1 protein-coding gene and 1 pseudogene are annotated in these 1,285 nt (G+C 52.8%); one reads left to right on the top strand and one right to left on the bottom strand.

Annotated elements, in window-relative coordinates; all coding sequences use genetic code 11:
- Nucleotides 1-35: 35 nt before the first annotated feature.
- Nucleotides 36-305: pseudogene (locus WDV06_RS36885) on the top strand (DUF933 domain-containing protein).
- Here WDV06_RS36885 and WDV06_RS36880 read toward each other — a convergent pair.
- A protein-coding gene (locus tag WDV06_RS36880; protein ID WP_227157174.1) for an IS1 family transposase occupies nucleotides 240-937 on the bottom strand; the annotation gives its coding sequence in 2 pieces (ribosomal slippage) (nucleotides 240-688 and nucleotides 688-937; 699 coding nt in all). The pseudogene WDV06_RS36885 and the gene WDV06_RS36880 overlap by 66 nt on opposite strands.
- Between the last annotated feature and the right edge of the window lie 348 nt (nucleotides 938-1,285).

Here is a 1,285-nt window from a genome sequence, read left to right as displayed (position 1 = left end):
ACTTCAGCGCGGGGGTGAAAGAAGTGAACGCGTGAATCATCCCTGTCCGTGCGACTGCGCCTCACGCGGCCGTTAAGATCCACACCGACTTTAAGAAGGGCTTCATTCGTGCGCAGACTATCGCGTTTTAAGACTTTATCACCTGCAAGGGTGAGCAAGGCGCGAAAGAAGCAGGCAAGATGCGTGCGGAAGGGAAAGATTACATCCTTAAAGATGGCGACGTGGGTAATGACTCCAACTTACTGATAGTGTTTTATGTTCAGATAATGCCCGATGACTTTGTCATGCAGCTCCACCGATTTTGAGAACGACAGCGACTTCCGTCCCAGCCGTGCCAGGTGCTGCCTCAGATTCAGGTTATGCCGCTCAATTCGCTGCGTATATCGCTTGCTGATTACGTGCAGCTTTCCCTTCAGGCGGGGTTCATACAGCGGCCAGCCATCCGTCATCCATACCACGACCTCAAAGGCCGACAGCAGGCTCAGAAGACGCTCCAGCGTGGCCAACGTGCGTTCACCGAATACGTGCGCCACAACCGTCCTCCGTATCCTGTCATACGCGTAAAACAACCAGCGCTGGCGTGATTTAGCGCCGACGTAACCCCACTGTTCGTCCATTTCCGCGCAGACAATCACATCACTGCCCGGTTGTATGCGCGAGGTTACCGACTGCGGCCTGAGTTTTTTAAGTGTCGTAAAATCGTGTTGAGGCCAACGCCCATAATGCGTGCACTGGCGCGACATCCGACGCCATTCATGGCCATATCAATAATTTTCTGGTGTGTACCGGGCTGAGAGGCGGTGTAAGTGAACTGTAGCTGCCATGTTTTACGGCAGTGAGAGCAGAGATAGCGCTGATGTCCGGCAGTACTTTTACCGTTACGCACCACGCCTTCAGTAGCTGAGCAGGAGGGACAACTGATGGAGATGGAAGCCACGGGAGCACCTCAAAAACACCATCATACACTAAATCAGTAAGTTGGCAGCATCACCGGGGTTTCAGCGGCGTTGACAGTGAACCACACGCAAGAAGTTTTACCGTTACTACATCTTTCTTTTACTTCTTCCCAACATTTGCCGTTCCACACTTTCACCCGGCACGCCTCATTTATCTCTGCGACGGTGTTCGTCTGCCGCTTGACTTATTTTGTGATAAAGGTACTTTTCAGGACATGAAGAAGATCCTGATTATCGTACCTGACGGTGGCATGTTGTTTGAGGCCGCCGGTATCGCCGACATTCTGATGCAAGCCAACCGCCTGCATCCGGGAGGCCTTGCGCAGCCC

Source organism: Streptomyces racemochromogenes (genome assembly GCF_044129415.1).
Classification (GTDB): Bacteria; Actinomycetota; Actinomycetes; order Streptomycetales; family Streptomycetaceae; genus Streptomyces; species Streptomyces racemochromogenes_A.
This window is presented reverse-complemented; position numbering and strand designations above follow the sequence as displayed.